Origin of the sequence: Dactylosporangium sp. NPDC049742 (assembly GCF_040674675.1) — a bacterium.
Classification (GTDB): domain Bacteria; phylum Actinomycetota; class Actinomycetes; order Mycobacteriales; family Micromonosporaceae; genus Dactylosporangium; species Dactylosporangium maewongense.
On sequence record NZ_JBFANF010000001.1, the window covers coordinates 205,537 to 227,828 of the forward strand.

Below are 22,292 nucleotides of genomic sequence, written 5' to 3' on the forward strand. Positions count from 1 at the left end.
GATCACGGCTTTCCGGGGGCGTGCAGGGGGAGGGTGACGCGGAAGGCGGCGCCCTCGCCAGGAGCGGTGCGGAGGGTGACCTTGCCGCCGTGGGCGGTCACCAGGGCGCTGACGATCGACAGGCCCAGGCCGGAGCCGCCGAGCGCGCGGGTGCGGCTCGGGTCGGTGCGGTAGAAGCGTTCGAAGACGCGGTCGGCGTCCTCCTGGGTCATGCCGGGGCCGTTGTCGGCGACCTCGAGGATCGCGTCGCGGCCTTCCGTCCCGACGAACACGGTCACCTCGGTGCCGGCGGGGGTGTGCGTCAACGCGTTGGTGATGAGGTTCTGGAGCACCTGGCGCAGCCTGGCCTCGTCGCCGAGGACGACCGGCTCCTCCAGGTCCACGTCGTCGTCGCCACCGCCGAGCGTGCGCAGGCGCAGCTTGTGGTGGTGGGCGGTGACCCGGGCGTCGATCATCGCGTCGGTGGCCAGGGCCAGCAGGTCGACCGGCTTCTTCTCCAGCGGGCGCTGCTGGTCCATCCGGGCGAGCAGCAGCAGGTCGTCGACGAGCAGGCCCATGCGGGTGGCGTGGTGCTCGATCCGGCCGACGGTCTCGTCAGCGCCGCCCGACTGGCGGTGCAGCTCGGCGAAGCCGCGGATCGACGTCAGCGGGGTGCGCAGCTCGTGGCTGGCGTCGGCGACGAAGCGGCGCATGCGCTCCTCCGACGCGAGGGCCGCCTCCTCGCTGGCCCGCCGCTCGTCGAACGCCGTCTCGATCTGCCCGAGCATCGTGTTCAACGCCGTCGACAGCCCGCCGACCTCCGTTCTCGGATGCGCCTCGGGTACGCGCCGCGTCAGGTCACCCGCCGCGATCGCCTCCGCGGTCTGCTCGACCTCGACGAGTGGCCGCAGGCTGGACCGCACCAGCAGGTACGCGACCACCGCGAGCGCCACGAGAACACCCGCACCGACGCCGATCGTGACCCACAGCTGCCGGTTGACCGTCTCGTCGACCTCGTCCAGGCTCAGGCCGATCACCACCGGGCCACGGATCGGGTCGCGCGTGACCAGAATTCGCCAGTCGTGACCGACGCCGCCCTTGGGCGGGATGGTGAGCAGGTAGTCGCCCTGCGGGGTCGGGTCGGTATCCGCGAGGAGCGCAACGATGCTGGTGGGCAGGTCTGGCGCGCCCTGCGCGTCGTTGCTCGCGCTCTTGATGAAGTACACCTGCGTGATCGCACCGGCGCTGTTCAGGCAGCCGACCCAGTAGGCGCTGCGTTGCGCCGGACCGTCGAACAGATCCTGCCGGACCCTGCAGGGATCGCCCGGCTTGTTGGCGCTGCCGCGGAGCTGGTCCTCGACCCGCTGGTAGGCGAATGAGCGGGTGCTGTAGAGGCTGACGCCGCCGGTGACGGCGAGGGCCACGGTGAGGAGCAGGAGCATCAGGGCGACGAGCTTGACGCGGAGCGGCCAGGCGTTCATGTCCGGGGCAGCCGGAGGGAGTAGCCGACGCCGCGCAGGGTCTGGAGCAGGCGGGGCTCCGAGGTGTCGATCTTCTTGCGCAGGTACGACACGTAGGACTCGACGACGCCGGCGTCGCCGCCGAAGTCGTACTGCCACACGTGGTCGAGGATCTGGGCCTTGGACAGGACGCGGCCCGGGTTGGTCATGAAGTAGCGCAGCAGCTTGAACTCGGTCGGCGACAGCTGGACCTCCTGGCCCGCCTTGAACACCTCGTGGGTGTCCTCGTCGAGCTCGATGTCGGCGAAGGTCAGCCGGGACGACGCGGCCGCGGCGCCGCCGGCCGGGTCGGCGACGCGGCGCAGGACGGCCTGGATGCGGGCGAGGATCTCCGACAGGCTGAAGGGCTTGGTGACGTAGTCGTCGCCGCCGAGGGTCAGGCCTTTGATCTTGTCCTCGGTGGCGTCGCGGGCGGTGAGGAAGAGGACCGGCACGCGGGTGCCCTCGCCGCGCAGCTTGCGCAGCACCTCGAAGCCGTCGAGCTCGGGCATCATGACGTCGAGCAGGATCATGTCGGGGCGGAAGCGGCGGGCCTCCTCCATCGCCTGCCGGCCGCTGGTGGCGCTGGCCACGTCGTAGCCGTGATACTTCAGGCTCGCGGACAGCAGCTCGACGATGTCCGGCTCGTCGTCGACCACAAGCAGCCGCGTCATGATTCGCTCCCAGGTGCGTCAGTGTTCCCTTGTCACCGTCGACATTGCCGCCGCTTCCTGGCTGCCGGGTCCGGTTTCCCTGAAAACCAGCTGTGAACGCGCTGCATCGGCACCGAGGAGCAACGCCAGCAACACCGGGAACTCCAGGTACGCGTGGTATGAGGCGAATGCCGCGTACATCGCCCGGCCGGAGGCGTAGTCGACGGCGAAGAGCACGGCGAGGACGCCGCCGAGGCCCGCGCCGAGGGCCCAGGCGCGCGGGCCGCGCAGCCACGGCACCCGCCGCTCGAAGGCCCTGGCCGCGTCCGGCGCGTGCCGTGGCAGGAACCAGACCCAGACGAAGTAGTGCATGGTCTGCAGGAACGCGAACACGACGAGGAACCGCGCGCCGATGACCGTGTCGGCGCCGGGTGGGGCGCTGAGCGCGACGATCTTCGCGGGGTCGCCGGCGAACGAGGCCACCGCCGAGGCGGAGACGTCCCGCAGTGCGGCGTCGGCGACGCCGTACAGCAGCAGCGACGGCAGCACGAGCACCCAGCCCACCTGGATGCCCCGGAACCAGCGGCGGGTCGCGGGTGGCAGGGTCGCGGCCCACTCCCACAGGAAGAACAGCGGCACGACGTTGTGCAGGTGCGCGAGGACCACGAAGTGGTAGGCCGGCCAGGTCAGCGACACCGCGCCGGCGACCGCGAGGACCGCGCCGGACAGGCCGAGCAGCCAGCCGCGCAGCGCGTGCGCGCACCCGGCGGCGAGGACGGCGTAGCCGACGAGGATCTCCGCGGTGCGGGCCGGCTGGCCGACGACGATCGCGGCGAGCCGGCAGAGCACGATCGCGGTGATCAGCCCGAGCAGGACCGCCAGGAACCGGCCGTTGAGCACCGGCGCGAACCGCCCGGTGACGTAGCGCAGCTCCAGGACGTTGTGCAGCACGCCGAACGCGATGAGGCCGAGCACGGTCGTGGCGAGCGGCGCGCCGAGGGCGACGGTGAGGGCGGCACCGGCGGCGACCAGGAACTGCAGCGTTACCTTCATGAGGTGATCCCGGCGCTGCTGCTGACCCTCGCCGTGGAGGTTCCGCTGTACGTGCTGGCGCTGACGGCGCTCCGCCTGGTGGCCTGGCGGAAGGCGGCGCTGCTCGGGGTCGCGGTGAACCTGCTGACGCACCCGGTGCTGTGGTGGTCGCTGGCGCCGCGCCCGTCCGCGGGAGCGCTGTGGGGCGCGGAGGCGGCGGTCGTGGCGGTCGAGGCGGCGGCGCTGTGGCTGGCGTGCCGCCGCGACCCGGCGCTGCTGCTGGTGACGAGTCTCGGGGCGAACGCCGCGTCGGTGCTCATCGGGCTGGTGTTCTAGGGCCGCTCTGGGCTGCTCTAGGACCGGGACCGGCGCAGGAGCCACACGACGAGCACGATGACGGCGGTCACCACCACGATCCCGCCGATCACGACCACGACCGCCACTCCGGCCGCGGACGGCTCCGGGTCCGGCGCGATGTCAGCGAGCACGATTTCCATGCCGCGCAGTGTCCCCCGTCGCGCCGGAGCCCGGAACTGGCTGTTACTCCCGAATCTGGTCCGCCGGTGGGATGTCGCTCTCCGGCGGCGGCTCGGCGGGCCGCCACCACTGCCACAGCAGGAACAGCAGGCCGAGCGCGAGCATGCCGAGCCCGATCCACAGGTTGATCCGCACGCCGGCGGCCTTGTCGATCTCGGCCTGCGAGTCGAACAGGCCGACGATGGTGACGATCACGCCGTACACGGTGAACAGGCCGCCGATGACGCGGCGGACGTCGAACAACCGGGCCGCCCTGGCGGTCTCCGCTTTCGTCGGCTGGTCGGACATGTGCAGCACCCCCTACAGGAACGGCAGGTAGAACGCGAAGGCCAGGATCAGCGCGCCGGCGCCGAGCAGGATCGGGGAGCGGTACCAGGCCCGGTCACCGGCGATCTCGCCGGCGCTCAGGTCGTGGCTTCCGATGCCGTACACGAGGCCGCTGAGCTCCTCGTCGGTCTTCCGGGTGGTGAAGAGGGTCACGACGACGGAGACGATCGCGACGGTCACGAACGCGATGCCGGCACCCCAGAACGACTCGTCGAGGTCGGAGCCGAACGTGAACCAGCCCCACCACTTGTAGCCGGCGTAGACGATGAACGCCGCGGCCGTGCCGGTGAGCAGCCCCCAGAAGCCCGCCCACGCGGTCATCCGCTTCCAGAACATGCCGATGATGAACGCCCCGAACAGAGGGGCGTTGAACAGCGAGAACAGGGCCTGGATGTAGTCCATGATGTTGCTGTAGCCGGAGGCGATGAACGCGGTGCCGATGCCGACGACGACGCCGACGACCGTGATCCAGCGGCCGACGCGCAGGTAGTAGCCGTCGGGCTTGTCCCGCTTCACGTACTCCTGCCAGATGTCGTACGTGAAGACGGTGTTGAACCCGGAGACGTTGGCGGCCATGCCCGCCATGAACGACGCGAGCAGACCGGTCACCGCGATGCCGAGCACACCGTTCGGGAGGAACTCGCGCATCAGCAGGGGGATGGCGTTGTTGTACTGCAGGTCGCCCTTGTCGGCGCCGAGCCCCTTGACCGTGACGAGCGCGACCAGGCCGGGGATGACGGTGACGAACGGGATGACGAGCTTCGGGTAGGCCGCGATGATCGGCGTGCGGCGGGCGGCGCTCATGTTGCGCGCCGACAGGCCGCGCTGGACCTCGGCGAAGTTCGTCGTCCAGTAGCCGAACGACAGCACGAACCCGAGGCCGAAGACGATTCCCCACCAGGGCGCGCCGAGCGGGTTGTCGCTGCCGCCGGTGCCGGCCCAGGTGTGCAGGCCGGCGTCGCCGAGCTTCGTGTCGCGGACCGCGTCGAACAGCCCGTCGATCCCGCCGACCTTCACCAGGCCGATGATCGCGATCGGCAGCAGCCCGGCGATGATCACGAAGAACTGCAGGACCTCGTTGTAGATCGCGCTGGAGAGACCGCCGAGGGTGATGTACGCCAGGACGATCGCGGCCCCGACGACGATCGCGGTCCACAGCGGCCAACCGAGCAGCGCCTGCATGATCAGCGCGAGCGCGTACAGGTTGACGCCCGCGATGAGGACCTGGGCGAGCGCGAACGACAGCGCGTTGAGCAGGTGGGCGGGGCGGTTGAAGCGGCGCCGCATGTACTCGGGGACGCTGCGGACCTTGGAGCCGTAGTAGAAGGGCATCATGACGATGCCGAGGAACACCATGGCCGGCACGGCGCCGACCCAGTAGTAGTGGACGGTCATGATGCCGTACTTGGCGCCGTTGGCGGCCATGCCCAGGATCTCCAGGGCGCCCAGGTTGGCGGAGACGAACGCGAGGCCGGTCACCCAGGCGGGCAGCGAACGCCCGGACAGGAAGAAGTCGGCGCTGTTCTTGATGGAGCGGCGGGCGGCGAGGCCCACGCCCAGGACGGTGATGAAGTAGAGCGACAGCAGGACGTAGTCCAGCGCGTCCATCTGTAGGCGGAGACCATCGGCGAGCGTTCGCACCCGTTCCTCCCCGGCGACGATGAGTGAGCGTCAATTCACCTACCCATGGGTAGGTGACGCTCAAACCCGGTCATCAGGGGAGATGCTCACCGATGATCTTCAATAGGTCCTGCGCGCCGTAGGGCTTGTCGAGGAACGCGTCGCAGCCGGCGCTCATCGCGGCGGCCCGCTCGTGCGGCAGCACGCTCGCGGTCAGGGCGATCACCTGCGGGCGGTCCGGCTGGTCGCTGAGGTCGGCGGCGAGGCTGAGCCCGTTGCCGTCGGGCAGGTTGACGTCCAGGAGGATCAGGTCGACGGCGTGCTCCGCGAGCGCGTCGCGGGCCACCTGCAGGCTGCCCGCCTCCACCAGCTCGACCCGGCGGATCGTGTCGTCGGTGGCACGGGCGAGGATCGCCCTGACCAGGACCCGGTTCAGCTCCTCGTCCTCGACCAGCAGGACCTTGCTCATGCCGTCGCCTCCGCTGCGCTTGGTCCGCTCATGTGTCAGATCGCTCCGTTTCCGCGTGCGTCGGACAGGGTGCTGGCCACGGCGGCCAGGTCGACCCACTCGCGGACGCCGTCGGAGGCGGCGGCGCTGCGGGGCATGGTGCCGATGACCTTGCCGGTCAGGCGGACCCGGTCGGCGTCGGACAGGTCCGGCTCGGTCAGCGCCAGGACCGGGATCCCCCTGGTCGCCGGGTCGCCCTCGAGCCCGGCGAGGAGCGCGAAGCCGTCGACGTCGGCCATCTGCAGGTCGCAGATGATCAGGTCGAAGCGCCGGTCGCGGGACAGGCGCAGCCCTTCCGGACCGTCGTCGCAGGTGACGACGTCGATGCCGCCGTCACGGAGGTGCTGTTCGACGACGTGCCGGGTCTGGTCGTCGCGGTCGACCACCAGCACCGAGGCGCCCTCGGCGCCGGCCCCCTTCGCCGGGACGACGTGCCGGGCGAGCTGGGCGAGCAGCAGGTCGTGGTCGACGGGCTTGACGAAGAAGTCGGTGGCGCCGAGCGACAGCCCGGCCCTGCGGTCGTCGACGATCGTGGCGAAGAAGACGGGGATGTCGCGCAGCACGTCCTCCTGCTTGAGCTCCCGGATCACGTCCCAGCCGTCGATGTCCGGCATGATCACGTCGAGCAGGATCGCGTCGGGCGTCCAGCTCCGCGCCGCGGTCAGGCCCTCGCTGCCGCCGGGCGCGACCCGCACCCGGTATCCGGCGGCGGTGAGGTAGGTGCGCAGCAGCTCGGCCGCCCGGGCGTCGTCGTCGATGATCAGCACCCGGCCGCGCACGGAGCTCGCGCTGACGCTCCGGTCCGCGAGCGGTTCGTCGGTCGCGGCGTCGGGGATCTCGGCGGTGGCGTCCGGGAGCCGTACGGTGAAGCGGCTGCCCTCGCCGAGCGCGGACTGCAGCGCGATCGAGCCGCCGTGCGCCTCGACCAGCCGCCGGGTCAGCGCGAGGCCGAGCCCGGTGCCGGCCTTCCGCTGGGCGGCGTCGCCGACCTGCTGGAACTCCTCGAAGACGCGGCCGTGGTCCGCCGCGGCGATGCCGACGCCGCTGTCGGCGACGGTCAGCGCGACCTCGCCGGCGCCCTGCGCGGCGGTCAGCGAGATCCGGCCGCCCTCGGGCGTGAACTTGATCGCGTTGGACAGCAGGTTGTCCAGGATCTGCCGGAACCGGAGCGGGTCGGCGCGGACCCCGACCCGCGGCACGTCGATCGTCACCTCGAGGCGCTTGCGGTCGGTGAGCGGCCGCAGGCCGGTGATCACGTCGTTGACCGCGGCGTCGAGGGCGAGCGGCTCCGGGTGCAGCTCCATCCGCCCGGCCTCGACCTTCGCCAGGTCGAGGATGTCGTTGATGAGGCAGAGCAGGTGCCGGCCGCTGTTGTGGATGTGGTCGACCCACTCGGCGGGCACGGCGCGCCGGTCGCCGTCGGGGTGCTCGGCGCGCATCAGGTCGCTGAAGCCGATGATCGCGTTCAGCGGGGTGCGCAGCTCGTGGCTCATGCCGGCGAGGAAGTCGCTCTTGGCCTGGCTGGCGTGCGTGAGCGCGGCCACGGACTCGGCCAGCTGCTCGGCGAGGCGGCGCTGCTCGGCGACGATGGTGCTGCGCTCCGCCAGGACCTGGGCCTGGCCGCCGAGCACCGTCGCGAGGCGCACGTCGTCGCCGGTGAACAGGGCGCGGTAGTGGTCGAGCAGCAGCACGGCGCCGCCTTCGCCCTGCGCCAGCGGCAGTTCGAGCGCGGTGACGTACTGGGCGCCGGTGGTCTGCGCGTACCAGGCGGCGAGCTCGCTCGTGTCTCCCCTGGCTGGCTGTCTGGCGGTCAGGAGCGCCTGCAGGTCGGCGGCGGTCAGGTCGGGCATCGGCTCGTGCGGCAGGCTGGCGCCGGAGCGGCAGACGGCGGCGACCTGCTCCAGGCGGTCGTCGGGGGCGGTGCGGACCAGCACGACGGCGTCGGCGCCGGTCGTCTCGTGCACCACCTGGACGTAGCGGCGCCACACCTGGCCGGTGCTGACCGCGGCCGGCAGCCGCTGGAGGTCCTCGGTCGCCTCGTACCAGACGGTGACCGACATCATCCGGCGCAGCCACGCGGGCGGCATGAACGCGACCAGGTAGCCGATCGCGGACACCAGCGCCACGACCCGGCCGGCGGGCGCCAGCCAGCTGGTCGTGCCCGGGTACAGCACGGCGCCGGTGAACAGCGTCAGCATCATCAGCACGAACAGGTAGGTGGCGGCCCCGGCGAGCCGCAGCCTGGCCCGGGCCGCGCCGGAGCGCCGCTGGGCGCCGAGCAGCAGGTACGTCCCGGCGATCACCTCGGTGACGGTGAACGCGCCGGCGGTCAGCAGGAGGTAGCCGAGGTTGAGCGGCCGGGGTGCGACCGCGACGGCGGCGATGCTGGCGAGCAGTGCGACCAGCAGGGTGCGGCTGAGCCAGGCCGGCACGTGCCGCAGCTTGGCGGTGAGCCGCAGCGTCAGGTACGGCTGCAGCATCAGCAGCGCGGTCGAGGCGGCGCTCGCGGCGAGCGGCAGCGGGCTCACCAGGACCTGGCGGGCCACTGCGGTGGCGCACACCACCACCGGGGGAAGGAAGATCAGCGTGATGTCCCGCTGGATCGGATCCCGGGTGGCGGCGTACCCCACAAGTGCACGCAAGAACACCGCAACTACCAGCAGTGCTGTGACTAGAGTTACCATTCGACTACGCCCCGTAACAGTAGAACGGGACTCACTCTAGCCAGGGGGACGGATGGGCGCGACGGAACCGGCCGACGAGCTCGCCCTGTTGCGGGCCGAGATCGCCGACGGTGCCCATGACCTTTCCAACGCGCTGGGCGCCATCCTCAACTATGTGGCGTTCTTGTCCGAGGACCTCGCCGCCGACTCCGCCGCCGCGGACTACCTGCCGCACCTGCAGAGCGCGGCGCACCGGGCCCTCGGGGTCGTCGAGCGGCTGAGCGCCAGCGGCGCCCGCCACTAGCGCCGCCTTGTCGATCTTTTCTTGCCGATCTTTTCTTGTCGCGCCGCCCTTGCGTTGGGCTCGGCGCCTTCCGCGTTACCGGCGCTCGGTCAGGCTCTTGCAGTGGACGCAGAGGGTCACCGACGGGAAGGCCGTCAGGCGGGCGACCGGGATGTCCTCGGAACAGCGCTCGCACCGGCCGTACGTGCCCTCCGCGAGCCGCTCCAGCGCCCGCTCCACCTGGTCCATCCGGCCGCGGATCGACAGCGAGAGGGCGAGCTCCTGGTCCCGGCTGAACGCCTTGGTGCCCAGGTCGGCGACGTCGTCACCGGCGTCGACCACACCCGCGAGGGTCATCTCGGCGACCGCCTCGGCATACTCGTCGGCGAGCTCCTGATGACGCGCCGACAGCGCGGCACGCAGGTCCGAAGAGCGCTGCGCGCCACCGGCGACCGTCATTTCTGGCTGGACGAGCATTACGGGCCCCCCTGGAGTTCGATTGGGTTTCGGTTTGCCCATCGCGGACCTGCCGCAAACCTGTCACCTGCCCGACTCACGGCGCCGTGTCACTGTTCAACGGGGGCGTGAGCGGGCACCATGAGGTACGTGTTCACGGTCGACCCCGACGACCTCGTCACGCCCGGCGCGGACGCGGTCAGCGTCGAGGTGCCCGTCGGCCAGGCGCGTCAGGCCCGCCGGGTGATCACGCGCGCGCTGCACGTGTGGAACCTGCCCCACCTCACCCGGGCCGCGGTGATGGTCGGGCACGAGCTGGTCGCCAACGCGCTGCGGCACGGCATCCCGCCGGCCGCGCTGCGCCTGCTGCGCCGCGACGGCGCGGTGCTCATCGAGGTGGGCGACGCGAGCCCCGCCCTGCCGCGGATCACCGAGATCGACAACGAGACCAGCACGTCGGGGCGGGGCATGTTCATCGTGTCGCGGCTGGCCCACTCGTGGGGCGTCCGCCCGCAGCCGATCGGCAAGATCGTCTGGGCCGAGTTGATCTAGGCCGGCGCCCTTCCCGTCCGTCAGCGCTGGTGCTCGTTGTTCAGGCGGCCTGCTTCTCGTCCCTGATCGGCAGGATCTGGTCCAGACCGGTGATCTCCAGGGTCATGGACACGTCTTCGTTGGGGTTGGCGACGATCAACGTCGCGCCCGCCTGCTGCGCCCGCCGCCAGCAGCCGACCAGCGTGCCCAGCCCGCTCGAGTCGATGAAGGCGAGCTCGGTCAGGTCGATGACCAGCTCCGTCACGCCTGCGTCCAGCTGCTTGACCACCTCGGTGAGCAGCTTCGGTGCGGTGTCCAGGTCCAGGTCACCCACCGTGTCGAGTCGTGCCCGCTGCCCCTCGCGGCGCACCGACAGCTCCCAGACCGTCTCGTCGTTGACCACGTTGCGCTGTGTCCTTTCGCGAACCGAGCTACGGATCGGCTACTGATCGCTGGTCAACAGTGTGTGGTACCCATTGGGCGGACTTCAAACGCTCACACCGTTTGACCCGGTCCGGGGTACGACGCAGACTCGAACTCATGACCAGCGACCTGGGCTTCGTGGGGCGTGCCCCGGACTCGCTCAACGACGCCGGCATGCTTGCCGTCGCCCAGCGGCGGGCCCAGTTCCTCGCCGACGCCAGCCGCACCGTCTCCGGGTCGCTCAACCTGCCGCACACCGTCCGGCGCTCGCTGGCCGCGTGCGTGCCGCACCTCGCCGACTGGGCGCAGATCATGCTCATCGGGCGGGACGGGGCGTCGTACACCAGCCTCGTCGTCAACAAGACGGGCACCTCCTCCGCGGCCCGGCGCCATCCCGACGCCGACGGGGTCAACGGGCAGTCGCGGCTACTGGTCACCGGGCGGCCGGAGCTGCTGCACGTCTCGCTGGAGCAGGACCCGCTGCAGCCCGACGGCCTGCTCGCCCTCGTGCCCGACGAGCGGATGCGCGCGCAGGTCGCGGCGCTGCGCCCGGCCGACGTGCTGGGCCTGCCGCTGACCGCCCGCGGCACGACGTTCGGCACGCTGACGCTCGCCCGTCGCACCGGCTTCGGGTTCGTCGCCGAGGACATCTCCATCGCCGAGGAGCTGGCGGTCCGCATCGCGCTCGCGCTGGACGCCGCCCGCCGGTATGCCGAGCGCGCGGGCGTCGCCACCGTCCTGCAGGCCAGCCTCCGCCCGCCCGAGCTGCCGAAGCTGGAGGGCAGCGCGCTCGCCGCCCGCTACCGCGCCGCCTCCACCGACGCCGAGATCGGCGGCGACTTCTACGACGTGTGGGGCAGCCCCGACGACTGGTCGTTCGTCCTCGGCGACGTCTCCGGCAAGGGCGTCGAGGCGGCCGTGGTCACCGGCCAGGCCCGGCACACCGTCCGCGGCGCCTCCGCCGTCGACCGCGACCCCGCCGCGGTGCTCCGCGCCCTCAACACGATGCTCGACGGCAGCACCTCCGGCCGGTACGTGACCGCCGTCTACGGCCGGGTCCGCCGCCAGCCCTGCGGTGCCCTGCACGTGCGGGTCGCCTCCGCCGGCCACCCGCCGCCGCTGGCTGTGCGCGCCTGCGGCTCGGTGGAGCCCGTCGCGGTGCGCGGCCTCGCGGCCGGCCTGGTCGCCGGGGTCGAGTACACGCCGGCGGAGGTCACCCTGTCGCCCGGCGACACCCTCGTCCTCTACACCGACGGCGTCACCGAGGCCCGCCACCACAGCGTCCGCGACGGCACGCGGCGCCTCGCCGAGCTGCTGTCGCAGTACGCACAGGTGGGCGTCGACGCGCTGGTGGAGGCGGTCGAGATCGCCGTCCTCGAAGGCTCCGACGGCACGCAACGCGACGACCTGGCGGTGCTGGCCCTGCGCGCGGCCGTCTCGTGACCGCTCTGTCCTTCGGGCCGTACTTCTCGTTCCTGGAGCGCCGGGACGCGGCGGGTGCCGTGGCGCACGCGCTCGCGCTGGTCGACGGCGGCGCCGACCCGGTCGACGTCCTGCTCGACGTCGTGGGCCGCGCGCAGGAGCAGGTCGGCCTGCGCTGGGCGGCCGGCTCGTGGACCGTCGCCCACGAGCACGCCGCGACCGCGATCAGCGAGTCCGTCGCCCTCGCCGTCGGCGCCCGCATCGACACCCCCACCGACCCGCTCGGCCACGTGATCCTCACCTGCGCGGAGCGCGAGTGGCACGGCCTGCCCGCGCGCCTGGTCGGGTACTGCCTGCAGGCGGCCGGCTGGCGCACCACCTTCCTCGGCGCGTCGATGCCGGCCCGCCAGTTCGCCCGCTTCCTCGACGACGTGGACGCCGACGCGGTCGCGATCAGCTGCTCCGTCGCCGCCTCCCTGCCCGCCGCCCGCCGCCTCATCGACGCCGCCCGCGAGGCGGGCCTGCCGGTCCTCGTCGGCGGCGGCGCCTTCGGCCCCGACGACACGCGGGCCCGGGCGCTGGGCGCCTCCGGCTGGGCGAAGGACGCCCGCGCCGCCGCGCCGGTGCTCGACGGCCTCGTCACCCACCTTCACAGCGCCGCCACGGACCGCGCCCGCCACGCCGGCGCCGACGAGCACGCCGAGATGGTCGTCCGCTTCGCCGAGTTCCGCGCCACCGCCCGCCGGAGCTGGCTCGAATCCCCTCACGCCGGCTCGGTCGCCCGCTTCCAGGAGGACGGCGGCCTGTTCGACGACGCGATCGACCACGCCCTGCACGCCCTGTCAGCGGCGCTGCTCACCGACGACCCGAGACTGCTCCGCGAGGCCAGCGACTGGCTGACGGCACTCTTCACCGCCCGGGGCGAACCCGCCGGCGCCATCCCGGACTTATGGCTCGCCCTGCACCGCACCGTCGGCGAACCCCTCCCCGAGGCCGCCCGCCACCTGAAGTCCCTGTAGCCCTGAACAGCACGAACTACTGCACGTACTGTTCTGAATACGGGTTTGAAGGTCAATTTGCAGGCGTGGTGTAGGTTGCCAAGTAGGCGGTGCGGCACCAGCCCGAAGCGGTGCCGGACCCCCGAACGTTCAGCGCGGGCTGCCCACCAGCACGGTGCGGCCAGCCATCGACCAACGGACCCACCGACCCGACTCGCAGGCGCGCGTTACCGGCACCCACCCGCGGACGCGCCCACCGGCCCGCGGGCGCGCATTGCCGGCGGGCGTACGTCGCGCGCATTGCCGGCGGGCGTACGTCGCGCACGTTACCGGCGGGCGCACATAGCCAGGGGCGCGTGCGTCACGCAGCGCGCGTGGCCCGGCGGGCACGCATCACTCATGCGTGCGTTTCACCCCGGGTGCGGGTGCCACGCATGCAATCGGGCTGGATGTTGCCCATGTGCGGGTGGTGCCGAGTGCGGCGGGCTCGGGTGTTGCCCCCTGTACGGGTGGTGCTCATGTGCGGGTGGTGCCGGGCGCGGTGGTGCCGGGTGCAGGTTGCGCGCACAGCCGGGAGCGGGTGCTGTCTGGGCGCTGGCGTAACTCGTGCAGCTCGGCGCTCGGAGACCGCCACTCGGCCAGGGCGTCTGACGGCGGAGGCGAGTTCGGCCCAGTCGGCCCGGGCGATCCACGCGCGTCGAGTGTTTCCCGACGTCGAGTTTTCCCGACATCAAGTGCATCCCGCGCTCGCGAGCTTCCCGGCGAGTGGGCGGAGCACGACACGCGTGCGAAGCCAGCGGCGCGTGTTGGCAGCCCGCGGCGCGTGTTGGCAGGAGCCCGGGCGCGTGTTGGCAGGAGCCCGGGCGCGTGTTGGTAGGAGCCCGGGCGCGTGTTGGTAGGAGCCCGCGGCGGCGGCCGCAGCCGTGGCTACGGGGGCGTCCGTCTGCTGCTTCGAGGTCGCCGCCTGGCGCCCGGACGTGCCACCAAAGAGCCCACGGTGCGTGCCACCAAGAGGCCGCGGCGCCGGGTTACCAGAGAGGTCCGCGGCGTGGTTACCAGGACGATTTGCGGGCGCGGGCCTCGTAGAGGAGGACTGAAGCGGAGACGGAGACGTTGAGGGAGTCGCCCGAGCCGAGCATGGGGACTGCGACGCGTTGGTAGCCGTGGCCGTACCACTCTTTGCCGATGCCGTAGCGTTCGCTGCCGACGACGAGGGCGGTGCGGCCCGCGTAGTTTGCCTGGCGGTAGTTTACTGCCTCGTCGGTGTCGGCGAGGAGGACCGTGAAGCGGTGGCGTTGGAGCCAGGCTACGGCGTCGGCGGTCTGCTCGAACTCGATCGTCGGCACGGTGAGGATCGTGCCCTGGCTGGCGCGGATGACCTTCGGGTGGGTCAGGCGGGTCTTGCGGTTGGTGAGCACCAGGCAGTCGGCGCCGCAGGCGTCCAGGGACCGGATCAGGGTGCCGAGGTTGCCGGGGATCTCTAGGCCGTCGGCGACCAGTACCAGCGACGTCTTGCCGAACCGGAGGTCGTCGGCGTCCCAGCGGGGCAGGGCGGCGAGGGACAGCAGGCCGTCGGGCTTGTCGCGTTCGGAGATCTTCTCCAGGGTCCGGAGCGAGATCCGGAACGACCGGTCCGCCCGTGCGGCGATCTCCTCCGCGCGGCGGTGGGCCTCGTCGGCGTAGATCGCTTCGGGGCACCAGAAGAACGTGTCGATCGGGGCGCCGGCCTCCAGGAGCATGTTGTGCGCCCAGAGGCCCTCGGCGACGAAGAGCTTGTAGCGGTTGGGTGCGGTGTTGTTCTGGATGTGCTGCACCTGCCGCACGGCGGGGTGTTGGACCCCGATGGCCTGGAGTTCCATCACAACGTGACGGTAACGGACAGTTCCTCGGCGTCGGTGATGGCCCACGACCGGACGTTGCCGGCCGCGGTCAGGTCGGCCTTGACCTGCTCCAGGACGGCCGCGGGGCCGGCCACCGCCAGCAGCGCCACCTCGGCCCGCATGGACTGCTGGGCCGCCGACTTCGCCTTCCGCACCGCCGCCAGCACCGCCGTCGCCACCGACAAAGAAGAGATGTCAGACAAAGAGGAGATGTCAGAGGAGGAGGTGGTGGTGGTGACGGTCGGCCATGGGGCGCGGTGGATGGAGCCGGGCTGCCACCAGGACCAGATCTCCTCCGTCACGAAGGGCAGGAACGGGGCGAACAGCCGCAGCAGGGTCGACAGCGCCGTGGTCAGGGCGGTCCGGGCGGAGTCGGCGGCGGGAAGCTCGCCGTAGGCGCGGGACTTGACCAGTTCCAGGTAGTCGTCGCAGAAGGACCAGAAGAACTGTTCGGTGCGTTCGAGGGCGCGCGCGTAGTCGTACGCCTCGAAGGCCGTCGTCGCCTCGGTCACCACGGTGGACAGGGCGGCCAGCAGGGCCTGGTCCACGGGTTCGGTGACGACCCCGCTGGTGGGCACGGGGAAGCCGAGCACGAAGCGGCTCGCGTTGAGGAGCTTCGTGGCCAGGCGGCGGCCGATCTTCATCTGGTTCACGTCGAGCGCCGTGTCGACGCCCGGGCGGGCGCTGGTCGCCCAGTAGCGCAGGGCGTCGGCGCCGTGCCGTTCGAGCATGGCTTCCGGGGAGTCGCCGGCGTTGTCCTTGGACTTGCCGATCTTCTTGCGGTCGGGGTCGACGATCCAGCCGGCGATCGACGCCCGCTTCCAGGGCAGCACGTCGTGCTCCACGTGGGCGCGGAGCACGGTCGAGAAGAGCCAGGTCCGGATGATCTCGTGGGCCTGGGGGCGCAGGTCCATGGGGAAGACCCGGGTGAAGAGGTCGGGGTCGTCGAGCCAGCCGCCGATGATCTGCGGGGTCAGCGAGGACGTCGCCCAGGTGTCCATGACGTCGGGGTCGCCGATGAACCCGCCGGGCCGGCCGCGCTGCGACTCGTCGTAGCCGGGTGGCGTGTCGCTGCTCGGGTCCATCGGCAGCACCGAAGGCACGATGGGGTCGTCGTAGACGGGGTGGGCGTCGTCGTCCAGGCGGTACCAGAGGGGGATCGGCACGCCGAAGAAGCGTTGCCGGCTGATCACCCAGTCGCCGGTGAGGCCTTCGACCCAGTGTTCGTAGCGGGAGCGCATGTGGGCCGGGGTCCACTGCAGCTCGCGGCCCCGTTCGAGCAGCGCGGCGCGGAGTTCTGGCGAGCGGCCGCCGTTGCGGATGTACCACTGGCGGGTGCCGACGATCTCGAGGGGTTTCTCGCCCTTCTCGTAGAACTTCACCGCGTGGGTGATCGGCCGTGGCTCGCCTTCGAGCATGCCGTCGGCACGCAGTGCCGCGACGATCTTCTCCCGGGCCTGGTTGACGGTGAGGCCGGCGACGAGTGCGTACTGGTCCTCGTCGACGCCGGGCGGGGGTTGCAGGCCGAGCCGGCCGTTGCGCTGGATGACGGTGCGGGTCGGCAGGTCGAGCTCCCGCCACCAGGTCACGTCGGTGAGGTCGCCGAAGGTGCACACCATCACGAGGCCGGTGCCCTTCGCGGGGTCGGCCAGGGGGTGGGCGAGCAGCGGCACGTCGACGTGGAACAGGGGCGTGCGCACGGTCGTGCCGAAGTGCGGCTGGAACCGCTCGTCGGAGGGGTGCGCGACCAGGGCCACGCAGGCGGGCAGCAGCTCGGGCCGGGTGGTGTCGACGGTGAAGTCGCCGAAGCGGATCCGGTGGTAGGCGCCGGGGCGTTCGCGGTCTTCGAGCTCGGCCTGCGCGACCGCCGTGCCGAACGTGACGTCCCAGAGGGTCGGGCCGTCGACGGCGTACGCGTCGTCGCGGGCGAGGCTGTTGAGGAACCCCTGCTGGGCGGCGGTCCGGGCCCGGTCGCCGATCGTCGTGTAGAGCAGGGTCCAGTCGACGGACAGGCCGAGGTTGCGCCACAGCTGCTCGTAGGCCTGCTCGTCGACCTCGGTCTGGCGTTTGCAGAGGTCGATGAAGTTCCGCCGGCTGATCTTCTGGGGCGGGCCGCCGGGGGTCTTGGTGATGACGAGGTGTTCGTCGTACGGCAGCGCGGGGTCGCACTGCACCCCGTACGTGAGCTGCACCCGCCGCTCGGTGGGCAGGCCGTTGTCGTCCCACCCCATCGGGTAGAACACGTCCCGGCCGCGCATGCGCTGGTAGCGGGCGATCGCGTCGGTCTGTGTGTAGGAGAAGACGTGGCCGATGTGCAGTGCCCCGCTCACCGTCGGCGGCGGCGTGTCGATCGAGAACACGCTGTCGCGGGTGGCGGTCCGGTCGAATCGGTAGGTCCCTTCGGCGTCCCATACCTTTACCCAGCGCGCCTCGAGGCCATCGAGGGTCGGCTTGGCGGGTATGCGCGTCGAATCGGACATGTGCCCCATGCTAGAGCGGTGGATGCCGCGACACCCCTCAATAACCGCATCGCCGCCGGTCTGGTGTTCCTGACCAGCGGTGCCGTGCTCGTCCTGGAGATCGTCGGGCTGCGGCTCGTCGGGCCGTACGTCGGTGTGACGCTGTCGAGCAGCACCGCGATCATCGGTGTGGCCCTGGCCGCGATCGCGTACGGCGCGTGGACCGGTGGCTGGCTCGCGGACCGGCGGGGTGACCCGCGCCGGCTGTTGTCGCCGTTGTTGCTGCTGGGCGCCGCCGCGACGGCCGCGACGCTGCCGATCGTCCGGGTCGCCGGTGCGTGGCTGCGCGACGCCGGGCCGTCGAGTGTGCTGCTGCTCGCGGCGATGGCCTTGTTCGTGCCGGCGGCGCTGCTGTCGGCGGTGACCCCGCTGGTGGTGAAGCTGCAGCTGGCCGATCTCGCGCACACGGGCAGGGTGGTGGGCCGGCTGTCCAGCGTCGGGACGCTCGGCGCGATCACGGCGACGTTCGCGACGGGGTTCGTGTTGGTGGCCACCGTGCCGACGAGCGTGATCCTGCTGGTCCTGGCGGGTGTGCTGGCACTTGCCGGCTTCGGCTTCGGCGGGTACTGGCGGCGCACCGGCAACCTGTCGGCGGCCGCGGCGTTCGTCGTGATCGGCGTGCCGCTCGGCATCGTCACCCCTTCCCCGTGCGACGTGGAGACCGCGTACACGTGTGCCGCGGTCGGCGAGGACGGGGGTGAGGGCCGCGTCCTGTTCCTCAACGGCGCCCAGCACTCCTATGTGGACCTGGGCGACCCGGAGCACCTGGAGTACGCGTACACCCAGTGGATCGGGTCCTATGTGGACGATCTGCCGGCGGGCCCGCTGGATGTGCTGCACGTGGGTGGTGGTGGGTTCACGTTGCCGCGGTACGTGGCCGCGACCCGCCCGGGCAGCGACAACCTCGTCCTGGAGCTGGATCCGGCGCTCGTCGACCTCGACCGGCGGCGGCTCGGCCTGCGGACCGGTCCGCTGCTGCGGGTCGAGACCGGCGACGCCCGCGCGGGGCTGCGCCGCCAGCCGTCCGCGTCGCGTGACCTGGTCATCGGCGACGCGTTCGGCCACCTCGCGGTTCCGTGGCATCTCACGACCCGGGAGCTGGTCACCGACGTCCGGCGGGTGCTGCGCCCGGGTGGCGTCTACGCGCTCAACGTCATCGACGGTCCGGCCCGCCGCTTCGTCCGTGCCGAGGTCGCGACCATCGCCGCCGTGTTCCCGTTCGTGACCCTGGTGGCGCCGCAGCCCGCGTTGCGGGGCGAGACCGGCAGCAACTTCGTCGTGTTCGCTTCCACGTCGCCGGTACGGGCGGTGCCGGACTCCCTGACCGGCGACGAGCTTCGCGCGTTCGTCGGCGGAGCGCGGATCCTGACCGACGACTACGCGCCGGTCGACCAGCTGCTCACGTGGGACTGAGCGGTTTCGGGTCCCGTCCGGTCAGGTGCCGTACGTCGTCGCTGACGGTCGCGAGCTCGCCGGCGGCGATCGCCTCGTAGGAGCTGACCCATCCGGCGACCTCGAACGCCGGCGCCCCGTAGTGCGCCCGCGACGCGTAGGCCTCCTCGACGGTCTCGGGGACGTAGGTGAGTCCGAGCCGGGCCGCGACCTCGTGCATGGTCAGCGCCTCGGGCCCGGTGAGCTCGTAGGTCCGTCCGTCGTGCCCGTCCTGGGTGAGGGCCGCGACGGCGCTCGCGGCGATGTCGTCGTAGGCGACGGCGGCGAGCCGGCCGCCGGCGGCGGGCCCGCGGATGACGCCGTCGGGGCCGGCGAGATTCGGCAGCATCTCCTGGTAGAGGTTGTCGCGCAGGAAGGTCCAGCGCAGGCCGGTCTGCCGGATGTGCTGTTCGGTGTGCCAGTGGTCCCGGCCGAACGTGAAGGTGCAGTCGGGTGCGGCGCCGGCGAACGACAGGTACACGATCCGCTGGACGCCCGCCGCGACGGCCGCGTCGACGGCGCTGCGGTGCTCGGCGACCCGGTCGCCGGACTCGCGCGCCGAGACCAGGAACAGCGTCCCGACCCCGTCGAGCGCCTGCCGCATCCGGCCGGTGTCGCGGTATTCGGCGTCCTTGCGGGTCAGCCGCCGCGCCTCGGGGATCCCCGCCGCGACTCGTCTGCCGACCTGCCCGGATGCCCCGGTCACCGCGATCACACACCCAGTATGCGCCGCCGCCCTGCCATGATCCCCGTGCGGTGCGGGATCGTGGCGGGGCGGCGGGCTGGGCGCGGGTAACAGCTACTTGGGCTGGGCGGCCTGGCCGCGCAGCGAGATGGCCTGGAGGAAGATGTCGCCGATCTTGGCCGGGTCGGGGGCGACGAAGGTGCCGCCGCCGATGGCGTCGGTGATCTGGCGCATGGCGCCCTCGCCGACCTTGTCGCCGATGCCGATGAGGATGACCTGGATGGGCTTGGCCGGGTCGGCGGTCGCCTTGAGCTCGGCGATCAGCTGCTCGAGGGAGAGGCCGCCGGCGGGGTCGTCGTTCTCGCCGTCGGTCATGACGATGAGGGAGTTGATCCGGCCCTGGTCCCAGCCGCTCTGCACGGCCTTGTAGCCGGCGAGGATGGTGTCGTAGAGGGCGGTGTCGCCGTTCTGCTTGGGGCGGATGCCCTGCAGCGCCTGGAGGCACTGGTTGCGCTGGCTGACCAGCGGGCCGATGGGGACGAGCTGCTTGTAGTCCTTGGCGCCGTCGAGCTGGGTGGAGAAGGTCCACACGCCGAGGGCCCAGGAGTCGTCGAAGAGCTGCATGCCGCGGCGGGCCGCTTCGAGGGTCACCGTCATGCGGTCGGCGCCGCCGGCGGTGGGGACCTTCGTGAGCATGGAGCCCGACACGTCGATGACGGCGAGCATGCGGGCCGGGAGGGTGATCGCCTGCCACTTGGTGAGCAGGCCTTCGATGACGGCGGCCTCGGGGACCTGGCCGGCGGTGAGGGAGGTGGGTGCGCCGGTCGGGGTCTGGAAGCCCTTGCCGGCGACGCCGTCGGAGCCGCGGAGGCCGATCGCGCCGAGCCGGTCCCGGAACTGGTCGCCGCCGAGCACCTTGAGCAGCTGCTCGGCGGCGGCGGTGCGCTCCTTGCCGAGGATGACGAACGGGTAGTCGAGGGCGAGCGGCGCGGGCTCGGCGTAGATCGCGGCGAGGCGGACCGGCGGCTGCTGGGCGTTGTACTGGATGACGGCCTGCTCCGACAGCGGCGCGACGGTCAGGCCGGCGCTGAGTGCCTGCGGGTCGGAGCCGCGCGGGAACTTCTGCATGAGGTCGTCGCGCAGCGAGGACCGGCCGGCGGCGAGCGCGCGGAGGGCGGCGGTCGCGGTCTGCGTGGCCTGGGTCTGGTTGCCGCCGGCGGAGGCGGTCGCGGCGGCGGCGAGGGTCATCAGGCCGGCGAGGCCGGTCGAGTCGCGGCTGGGCTCGACGATGCCGAGCTTGACCTTCTGGTCGCCGGCGACTTTCCCGATCAGGTCGGTGTACTTGATTTTCGTCTGGGGCCAGCCGAAGGAGGTGGTGGCGATCGGCTCGGGGACGGCGACGACGATGGGGCTGCGGGCGATCGACTTGGCGTTGGCCGGGACGCTGGCGGGGTTGGCGGCGCGCAGGCGCTGGAGCCACAGCGACGAGTCGGGCACCCACACGTCGGGGATGCGGGTCTTGCCGTTGGCCTGGCCGACGCCGGTCAGGGACTTCTTCGAGGTCGCGGCGATCGCGGCGGCCACGTCGGCGGACGCGGCCTCGATGACCTCGACGTCGACGCAGCCGTCGTCAGGCTTGGCCTGCGCGGACCAGTCGGCGACCTGCTGCTTCAGCGCGGGCGCGATCTCGGCGGGTGCGCTGACCGTGAGCTTGGTGGACGCACCGCACGACGGCTGGGAGTACTTCCGGAACGCATACCAGCTGCCGGCGAGGACTACGAGCACGGCGACGGCGGCGGCGCCCATCTTGAGCGCTGCGCCTGACGACCCCGCTGAGCGGTGGCGACCTTTCACGGCTCTTATCCTCCGGACCGGCGGCCTCTGCGGCCTTGTACCTTCGGTTGGAAATCACTGACGGTACGCATCCCAACAAACGAACGCCCAATCTACAAGGCACCGAAGAATCGTAGTTATCCGAACACGGTTCGCAATCATGCCGGGACAAACCGCCGCAAGCAGGCATTCCGCTCGCACTTAAATCTGCCCTAATCGATCTTCAGCGTGCCTGGCCGGTCACGGAGTGTCACAATCAGCGGCCGGTGATCGGAGAACGGCACCGCCGGGGCCGCCACCCGCAGGACCCGCGGGAGGCGCTCGATGCCGCGCCCGTCGGCCAGCACGTGGTCGAACTGCACGCGTGGCGCCGGCGCCGGGAAGGTCGGCAGGCGCGCGAGGCGGTGCCAGCCGGAGAAGAGCCGGGGCAGCCCGCCGGGGAGGTTGAGGTCGCCGAGGAGCACGCGCGGCGTCGGCAGCGGCCGCAGCGCCCGGCGGACCAGCTGGAGCTGCCGGACGTTCCAGCCGGGGACGAAGGACAGGTGGGTGGTGGCGACCGTCACACGCCCGGCGGGGGTTTCGAGCACCGCGGCGATCAGGACCCGCGGCTCGTCGTCGAGGAACAGCAGCTGGGGTCCGGCCAGCAGCGGTGAGCGCAGCGGGGCGGCCGGCAGGCGGGTCACCCGCCAGTCGACCACCGGATACCGGCTCACCAGCGCGACGCCGTAGTGCGGGTCGGTCCCGTCCTGGTCGCCGTCGGTCGCCGTCCGGAAGCCCTCGCCGGGGGTGCCGACCACGGCCGGCACGAACAGGACGTGCCCCGCACCCAGGGCGTCGGCCGCGATCGCGGCGAGGTCGGCGTGGCCGCTGCGGTGCTGGCCCCGGTCGACCTCCTGCAGCCCGAGGACGTCGGCGTCCAGCGCGGCGATCGTCGCGTGGACGCGGCCGGCGTCGACCTGCCCGTCGGCGAGGGACCGCCCGTGCATGAGGTTGAACGTGCCCAGCCGCATGCC

At 71.8% G+C, this 22,292-nt stretch carries 21 protein-coding genes; 6 read left to right on the plus strand and 15 right to left on the minus strand.

Annotation, left to right across the window (positions count from 1 at the left end; all coding sequences use genetic code 11):
* Nucleotides 1-2 precede the first annotated feature (2 nt).
* Genes AB0J72_RS00925 through AB0J72_RS00935 form a run of 3 tightly spaced genes read right to left on the minus strand, consistent with a single transcriptional unit; the run spans nucleotide 3 to nucleotide 3,184 of the window.
* Nucleotides 3-1,460, minus strand: a complete 1,458-nt coding sequence (locus tag AB0J72_RS00925; RefSeq protein WP_363392981.1) for a HAMP domain-containing sensor histidine kinase — start codon at nucleotides 1,458-1,460, stop codon at nucleotides 3-5.
* Nucleotides 1,457-2,152, minus strand: coding sequence for a response regulator transcription factor (locus tag AB0J72_RS00930; RefSeq protein ID WP_344501042.1), 696 nt, complete (start codon nucleotides 2,150-2,152; stop codon nucleotides 1,457-1,459). Before AB0J72_RS00930 ends, AB0J72_RS00925 begins: the two co-directional genes overlap by 4 nt.
* Before the next feature lie 18 nt (nucleotides 2,153-2,170).
* The gene (locus AB0J72_RS00935; protein ID WP_363392984.1) at nucleotides 2,171-3,184 is read right to left on the minus strand and encodes a hypothetical protein; all 1,014 of its coding nucleotides are present in this window, start codon (nucleotides 3,182-3,184) and stop codon (nucleotides 2,171-2,173) included.
* A 3-nt stretch (nucleotides 3,185-3,187) separates the two neighbouring features.
* On the opposite strand from AB0J72_RS00935, the gene AB0J72_RS00940 reads away from it, so the two are divergent.
* Nucleotides 3,188-3,499, plus strand: coding sequence for a hypothetical protein (locus AB0J72_RS00940; RefSeq protein ID WP_363392987.1), 312 nt, complete (start codon nucleotides 3,188-3,190; stop codon nucleotides 3,497-3,499).
* A 17-nt stretch (nucleotides 3,500-3,516) separates the two neighbouring features.
* On the opposite strand, the gene AB0J72_RS00945 is transcribed toward AB0J72_RS00940, so the two are convergent.
* The 5 genes from AB0J72_RS00945 to AB0J72_RS00965 form a co-directional block, all read right to left on the minus strand.
* A complete protein-coding gene (locus AB0J72_RS00945; RefSeq protein WP_363392990.1) occupies nucleotides 3,517-3,660 on the minus strand; it encodes a hypothetical protein in 144 nt (47 codons plus the stop codon).
* Between the two features lie 43 nt (nucleotides 3,661-3,703).
* Nucleotides 3,704-3,988 carry a hypothetical protein gene (locus AB0J72_RS00950; RefSeq protein ID WP_363392992.1) on the minus strand — a complete coding sequence of 95 codons (285 nt, stop codon included), beginning with the start codon at nucleotides 3,986-3,988 and terminating at the stop codon, nucleotides 3,704-3,706.
* Nucleotides 3,989-4,000: 12 nt separating this feature from the next.
* Nucleotides 4,001-5,635, minus strand: a complete 1,635-nt coding sequence (locus AB0J72_RS00955; protein ID WP_363392995.1) for a sodium:solute symporter family protein — start codon at nucleotides 5,633-5,635, stop codon at nucleotides 4,001-4,003.
* A 106-nt stretch (nucleotides 5,636-5,741) separates the two neighbouring features.
* Complete coding sequence (locus AB0J72_RS00960) at nucleotides 5,742-6,116, minus strand: response regulator (protein ID WP_363392998.1); 375 nt, start codon at nucleotides 6,114-6,116, stop codon at nucleotides 5,742-5,744.
* 35 nt (nucleotides 6,117-6,151) lie between these two features.
* Nucleotides 6,152-8,797 (minus strand): response regulator, encoded by a 2,646-nt coding sequence (locus AB0J72_RS00965; protein WP_363393001.1) that lies wholly within the window; start codon nucleotides 8,795-8,797, stop codon nucleotides 6,152-6,154.
* A 94-nt stretch (nucleotides 8,798-8,891) separates the two neighbouring features.
* On the opposite strand from AB0J72_RS00965, the gene AB0J72_RS00970 reads away from it, so the two are divergent.
* Nucleotides 8,892-9,122, plus strand: coding sequence for a hypothetical protein (locus tag AB0J72_RS00970; RefSeq protein ID WP_344501026.1), 231 nt, complete (start codon nucleotides 8,892-8,894; stop codon nucleotides 9,120-9,122).
* A 75-nt stretch (nucleotides 9,123-9,197) separates the two neighbouring features.
* Here AB0J72_RS00970 and AB0J72_RS00975 read toward each other — a convergent pair whose 3' ends face one another.
* Nucleotides 9,198-9,560, minus strand: a complete 363-nt coding sequence (locus AB0J72_RS00975) for a TraR/DksA family transcriptional regulator (RefSeq protein WP_363393004.1) — start codon at nucleotides 9,558-9,560, stop codon at nucleotides 9,198-9,200.
* A 138-nt stretch (nucleotides 9,561-9,698) separates the two neighbouring features.
* On the opposite strand from AB0J72_RS00975, the gene AB0J72_RS00980 reads away from it, so the two are divergent.
* Nucleotides 9,699-10,109: an ATP-binding protein gene (locus tag AB0J72_RS00980; protein ID WP_363393007.1), complete on the plus strand. Its 411-nt coding sequence runs from the start codon at nucleotides 9,699-9,701 to the stop codon at nucleotides 10,107-10,109.
* Between the two features lie 40 nt (nucleotides 10,110-10,149).
* Here the strand turns inward: AB0J72_RS00980 and AB0J72_RS00985 are convergent, their stop codons facing one another.
* Entirely contained in the window at nucleotides 10,150-10,491 is a 342-nt protein-coding gene (locus AB0J72_RS00985; protein WP_363393010.1) for an STAS domain-containing protein, read from the minus strand.
* A 137-nt stretch (nucleotides 10,492-10,628) separates the two neighbouring features.
* Here AB0J72_RS00985 and AB0J72_RS00990 point away from each other — a divergent pair, with 137 nt between their 5' ends.
* Together AB0J72_RS00990 and AB0J72_RS00995 are read left to right on the plus strand one after the other, a co-directional pair.
* Nucleotides 10,629-11,954, plus strand: coding sequence for a GAF domain-containing SpoIIE family protein phosphatase (locus AB0J72_RS00990; RefSeq protein WP_363393013.1), 1,326 nt, complete (start codon nucleotides 10,629-10,631; stop codon nucleotides 11,952-11,954).
* Nucleotides 11,951-12,952, plus strand: coding sequence for a cobalamin-dependent protein (locus tag AB0J72_RS00995; RefSeq protein WP_363393016.1), 1,002 nt, complete (start codon nucleotides 11,951-11,953; stop codon nucleotides 12,950-12,952). The genes AB0J72_RS00990 and AB0J72_RS00995 overlap by 4 nt, the downstream gene beginning before the upstream one ends.
* Nucleotides 12,953-13,983: 1,031 nt before the next feature.
* Here the strand turns inward: AB0J72_RS00995 and AB0J72_RS01000 are convergent.
* Together AB0J72_RS01000 and valS are read right to left on the minus strand one after the other, a co-directional pair.
* Entirely contained in the window at nucleotides 13,984-14,790 is an 807-nt protein-coding gene (locus AB0J72_RS01000; RefSeq protein ID WP_363393019.1) for a TrmH family RNA methyltransferase, read from the minus strand.
* Nucleotides 14,790-17,291: a valine--tRNA ligase gene (gene valS / locus AB0J72_RS01005; RefSeq protein ID WP_363393022.1), complete on the minus strand. Its 2,502-nt coding sequence runs from the start codon at nucleotides 17,289-17,291 to the stop codon at nucleotides 14,790-14,792. Before valS ends, AB0J72_RS01000 begins: the two co-directional genes overlap by 1 nt.
* Between valS and AB0J72_RS01010 the strand changes: the two genes are divergently transcribed.
* Nucleotides 17,283-18,743 (plus strand): fused MFS/spermidine synthase, encoded by a 1,461-nt coding sequence (locus tag AB0J72_RS01010; protein ID WP_363393919.1) that lies wholly within the window; start codon nucleotides 17,283-17,285, stop codon nucleotides 18,741-18,743. The two genes, valS and AB0J72_RS01010, sit on opposite strands and share 9 nt — an antisense overlap.
* On the opposite strand, the gene AB0J72_RS01015 is transcribed toward AB0J72_RS01010, so the two are convergent.
* The 3 genes from AB0J72_RS01015 to AB0J72_RS01025 form a co-directional block, all read right to left on the minus strand.
* The gene (locus AB0J72_RS01015) at nucleotides 18,730-19,476 is read right to left on the minus strand and encodes an NAD(P)H-binding protein (RefSeq protein ID WP_363393025.1); all 747 of its coding nucleotides are present in this window, start codon (nucleotides 19,474-19,476) and stop codon (nucleotides 18,730-18,732) included. The genes AB0J72_RS01010 and AB0J72_RS01015 overlap by 14 nt on opposite strands.
* Before the next feature lie 84 nt (nucleotides 19,477-19,560).
* Nucleotides 19,561-21,252, minus strand: coding sequence for a substrate-binding domain-containing protein (locus AB0J72_RS01020; RefSeq protein ID WP_363393028.1), 1,692 nt, complete (start codon nucleotides 21,250-21,252; stop codon nucleotides 19,561-19,563).
* Between the two features lie 239 nt (nucleotides 21,253-21,491).
* Entirely contained in the window at nucleotides 21,492-22,289 is a 798-nt protein-coding gene (locus AB0J72_RS01025) for an endonuclease/exonuclease/phosphatase family protein (protein ID WP_363393031.1), read from the minus strand.
* Nucleotides 22,290-22,292 lie beyond the last annotated feature (3 nt).

Coding starts and splice junctions, on each gene's coding strand:
- AB0J72_RS00925 (WP_363392981.1), bottom strand. CDS start 1,460: ATGAACGCCTGGCCGCTCCGCGTCAAGCTCGTCGCCCTGATGCTCCTG.
- AB0J72_RS00930 (WP_344501042.1), bottom strand. CDS start 2,152: ATGACGCGGCTGCTTGTGGTCGACGACGAGCCGGACATCGTCGAGCTG.
- AB0J72_RS00935 (WP_363392984.1), bottom strand. CDS start 3,184: ATGAAGGTAACGCTGCAGTTCCTGGTCGCCGCCGGTGCCGCCCTCACC.
- AB0J72_RS00945 (WP_363392990.1), bottom strand. CDS start 3,660: ATGGAAATCGTGCTCGCTGACATCGCGCCGGACCCGGAGCCGTCCGCG.
- AB0J72_RS00950 (WP_363392992.1), bottom strand. CDS start 3,988: ATGTCCGACCAGCCGACGAAAGCGGAGACCGCCAGGGCGGCCCGGTTG.
- AB0J72_RS00955 (WP_363392995.1), bottom strand. CDS start 5,635: ATGGACGCGCTGGACTACGTCCTGCTGTCGCTCTACTTCATCACCGTC.
- AB0J72_RS00960 (WP_363392998.1), bottom strand. CDS start 6,116: ATGAGCAAGGTCCTGCTGGTCGAGGACGAGGAGCTGAACCGGGTCCTG.
- AB0J72_RS00970 (WP_344501026.1), top strand. CDS start 8,892: ATGGGCGCGACGGAACCGGCCGACGAGCTCGCCCTGTTGCGGGCCGAG.
- AB0J72_RS00975 (WP_363393004.1), bottom strand. CDS start 9,560: ATGACGGTCGCCGGTGGCGCGCAGCGCTCTTCGGACCTGCGTGCCGCG.
- AB0J72_RS00980 (WP_363393007.1), top strand. CDS start 9,699: ATGAGGTACGTGTTCACGGTCGACCCCGACGACCTCGTCACGCCCGGC.
- AB0J72_RS00990 (WP_363393013.1), top strand. CDS start 10,629: ATGACCAGCGACCTGGGCTTCGTGGGGCGTGCCCCGGACTCGCTCAAC.
- AB0J72_RS01000 (WP_363393019.1), bottom strand. CDS start 14,790: ATGGAACTCCAGGCCATCGGGGTCCAACACCCCGCCGTGCGGCAGGTG.
- valS (WP_363393022.1), bottom strand. CDS start 17,291: ATGTCCGATTCGACGCGCATACCCGCCAAGCCGACCCTCGATGGCCTC.
- AB0J72_RS01020 (WP_363393028.1), bottom strand. CDS start 21,252: ATGGGCGCCGCCGCCGTCGCCGTGCTCGTAGTCCTCGCCGGCAGCTGG.
- AB0J72_RS01025 (WP_363393031.1), bottom strand. CDS start 22,289: ATGCGGCTGGGCACGTTCAACCTCATGCACGGGCGGTCCCTCGCCGAC.